This window comes from Bradyrhizobium sp. P5_C11_2, assembly GCF_054049755.1.
Map to the genome: position 1 here is coordinate 1 of NZ_JBFULT010000676.1, position 3,552 is coordinate 3,552.

Genomic DNA, 3,552 nt, shown 5'->3' on the forward strand with positions numbered 1-3,552 from the left:
AACTTGTCTTGTCTGATGAGCATGTCGACCTCGTCGCCGATAAGCTGGATTTCGCCATTCGCATCGGCAACCTGCCGGACTCGAACCTGCGGGTTCGCCGCCTCGGCGGCTTGAATTGGGCGGTGTTCGCTGCACCGGCCTATCTCGCCGCGCACGGTCGTCCCGAGCATCCACGCGAGCTATCCCGACATGCGTGCGTGTTGCGGGCCAGCGACGACGACAGATGGGTCTTTGCCGGCAACAAGCGGCGCATCGAGGTGCGCGGCCGCTTTCGGTCGGAAAATGCCGCCGTGCGCAATGCGGCCGTGGCGTCAGGCCTTGGCATCGGACTCGCGCCGCTCTGGCAGGTGCGCAGGCTCATCGAGCAAGGGATCGTCGAGCAGATCCTTGTCGGCCACGAGCCGCCGCCTATTCCACTCCAGATCGTTTGGGTCRGGCGGGGCGCCGGCGCGTTGCCGCGGCGTGTCCGTGCCGCGATGGAATTCCTCGCGGCGCGGCTCTCTGCCCTGCGGATATGAGTTGCGGCTTTCGCCCATCGCCGCCATCGGCGAGCAGTCATCAACGTGACCGGAGCGTAGACGCCACGGTTGTGTCCGGTTATCGTCGAAGCCGACGTTCGTCAGACGCGCGACTACGCAGGCCTTGCTGAGATCACTCTCCTTGACATTTCAGCTTGTCGACGCTGACCCTGCATTGCTCAGCGATCGTCTTGCAGCCTTCGCAGCGTTGGAAAGGTATCACCATGAGGAAGACGTTGTTGGCTCTCGCTGCCGTCGCGACTTTGGTCGTTTCAGCAGCCTCGCCCGCTTATGCTGGTCCGCGCTATGATTACGGCCCCGGCGGCAATCCGTATCCGCGCACTTATCCCGGACCCGGCGGCTATCCGTACTGGTCGGGCTATGTCGATGCCCCGGTTGGAGAGCCGATCCCGCCCTGCCACTGGATAACCCAGAGCTTCTGGGACGGGCATGGCTGGCGCGCGCGCCGCGTGCGCATCTGCGGCTGATCAGGTCGCGGCCCGTCGCGTTCCGCGATTGGTATGAGTTACTCACTTCTATCAGCCGAAGACGTCATCAGAACGTTTCAGCTTGCACATTCGCGTAGCAAGGCGGTGATTTTCGCATCGAGATTTTGGGCGACGGCAAGCGCTTCCGAACTGCCATAATGCCGCAGATAACTCTCCATTTTATCATAGGAGACGTGCACGCCATCGGGACGCTCATCAATGAGCACTGTGACCGGAGCGTAAGATCCGGCATCGGGCACGTGCTTGACCATTTCTTTCATGATGAGTGGATTGCCGATCACAAGCCGGATGATTTTAGGCGTCTTGGATCCGGTTTCGCGACGCAGAATGTCGCCCAGGTCAAATTCCTCGAAGAGCATAAGGTCCGTTCGGCCCAGGCCGCTTCGTACAACGCGCTCCAGATCCGGGAAGGAATTTGTCGCCCTCGTTTCCTTGAAAAATTCGACCATGTTGGGCTGCCCGACCGCAGACTTGAGCGCCGCCACAATAGCGTCGAATGGTTTTAAGCTCGTGAGGCTGAAGCGCTCCACTTCGACTTTAGCGATTGTCATTTTGTCCTCTTACAACTCTCATGGATGAAGTGGCTCGATCGCATCGGAACGCGCCGGGGATCAGGCAGCCGAGGGCCGTGCGTCCAGGAAAGTCCGGACGTGGCTGACGAAGATGTCGTGGTGCTGAAACAGCGCGCCGTGCCCTGAATCGGGATAGAGGACCAGCTGAGCGTTGCTGAGTTCCTTGAACATTGCGTAGGCGTTGCTCGCGGGCAGCATGGTGTCGTGGCTGCCGCTGACCACGAGAGTGGGCTGGCGGATGGCGCGCAGAATGGCGTGCCCGGGATCAGGCGTGGCGCACCAGGTGATCAGCGCCTTGGCCTGCGGATCGGTGACTGCGCTGCCGTTATCGGTGTCCCGATCATCCTTGCGCACCTTCGTCCGCTTCAGGAAGGCCAAGCCGGACGATCGGCTGGCGGGTGAATTCGTGAAGAACAACGGCAGGCGGGGGTCCGGCGCATCGGTTTGGGAAAACGCTTCCTGCAGAACCGCCAACAGGTGTTCCTCTCCGCCTTTCGGCGCGGTACCGACGAGTATGAGCTTGCGGACCAGTTGTCCGTGCTCGGCGGCGATCTGCTGAGCGACGCAGCCACCGAGGGAAAAGCCAAGCAGGTCCACTTCGAGGAGGCCGAGCAGGCCGATGAAATCGACCGCGTCTCGTGCCATCGTCGCGACGTTGTCAGGCGTTTGACCGGTCGAGCGGCCGACCCCTGCGTTGTCAAAGGCGATCACGGGGCGATCGACGGCCAGAGCGTTGACGACGGCTGGATCCCACGCATCGATGTTCCCCGAGAAGTGCTGCAGAAGAATCAGCGGAGTTCCAGTCGCGGGGCCGAGACGGCGATAGGCGAAGCGGATTCCGCGGCCTTCGATGTAACGGGTGGGCGCTGTTTCGAGTGTGGCGGCGTCCTGGTTCGCGATGTCGAGTTGAGTCATATCATCCTCCGGATGCTTGGCATAAAATGATCGAGCGGGTGACGCGCGTAGCGCGGCAACCGAAACCTTCCTCTTGGATGTCGCAGGCGCGTCTACGGCTTTGCCGGCTTCGCGCCATCGCGGTCCGAGGCGTTCCGCATTCCTCCGAGCGAGCGTGGGCGCTCCCGGCGCGACAGTGCCGGGAGCGGTGCCGTCACTTCACGAGCGCGGCCTTTTCGATCACCTCAGCGACCTCCTTCGCGTGCACGACAAGCGAGGCATGGCTGCCGGCGACTTCCGTCGTCTGAGCCTTCATCCTTGTCGCGAAGAATTTCTGGACCTCGGGCGCGATGACCTTGTCCTTCGTGCTGATGACGTCGAACGTCGGCTTGTCATGCCAGGCCGCAATGCTGACAGGCGCCTCGAACGCAGCGAGGCTCAGCGGAAGCTGCGAGTTGGCCAGGTGCTCGGCGATTTCCGGAGGGAGGTCAGCCGCGACGGCTGACGGAAAAACCTTGGGATCGATGTACAGATTGCCCTTCGCGTCGGGATGGATCGCCTTGACGCCTTCGGTCGGCGGGCCGGCCTTGGCCAGCGACGCCAGGGATTCGCCGACCTCGGGCGCGAAGGCGGACACATAGACCAGCGCCGAAACCTTGGGATCGTTGCCGGCTTGCGTGATCACCATACCGCCCCAGGAGTGGCCGACCAGAACGGTCCTGCCGTCCTGTTTCGCCAGCACCTGCTTGGTGGCATTGACGTCAGCGACGAGCGAGGTGAGCGGATTTTCCACGAGCGTGACGTTGTAGCCCTTCTTCGTGAGAATATCGGCAACCGGCTGCCAGCTCGTCTGGTCCACGAAAGCGCCATGCACGAGCACGATGTTGTGGGCTGCTCCCTTGGGCAGTTCGGCGGATTGGGCGGAGCCGACCAACGTCGATCCGGCCAGGAGTACGGTGGCGGCTGAGAGAAGGATGTTTCGCATTGAATGTTCCTGTTGGCATGTCGGACGAAATCAGTCCGGGGGGAATGGACAGGCGTTTCCAGCAAGGTTGCGGT

5 protein-coding genes are annotated in these 3,552 nt (G+C 62.1%); 2 read left to right on the forward strand and 3 right to left on the reverse strand.

The window, feature by feature from the left end; genetic code table 11:
* Both ACXJL8_RS36675 and ACXJL8_RS36680 read left to right on the forward strand, forming a co-directional pair.
* Nucleotides 1-518, forward strand: a 518-nt coding sequence (locus ACXJL8_RS36675) for a substrate binding domain-containing protein (RefSeq protein ID WP_456686588.1), incomplete at its 5' end; no start/stop codon positions are given.
* A gap of 224 nt (nt 519-742) precedes the next feature.
* Entirely contained in the window at nt 743-1,006 is a 264-nt protein-coding gene (locus ACXJL8_RS36680; protein ID WP_456621966.1) for a hypothetical protein, read from the forward strand.
* Nucleotides 1,007-1,083: 77 nt separating this feature from the next.
* On the opposite strand, the gene ACXJL8_RS36685 is transcribed toward ACXJL8_RS36680, so the two are convergent.
* From ACXJL8_RS36685 to ACXJL8_RS36695, 3 genes are all read right to left on the reverse strand, one after another.
* A complete protein-coding gene (locus ACXJL8_RS36685; protein WP_456621965.1) occupies nt 1,084-1,578 on the reverse strand; it encodes a DUF302 domain-containing protein in 495 nt (164 codons plus the stop codon).
* 60 nt (nt 1,579-1,638) lie between these two features.
* On the reverse strand, nt 1,639-2,514 hold the full coding sequence (locus ACXJL8_RS36690) for an alpha/beta fold hydrolase (protein WP_456621964.1): 876 nt from the start codon (nt 2,512-2,514) through the stop codon (nt 1,639-1,641).
* 193 nt (nt 2,515-2,707) lie between these two features.
* Complete coding sequence (locus ACXJL8_RS36695; protein WP_456621963.1) at nt 2,708-3,478, reverse strand: alpha/beta hydrolase; 771 nt, start codon at nt 3,476-3,478, stop codon at nt 2,708-2,710.
* Nucleotides 3,479-3,552 lie beyond the last annotated feature (74 nt).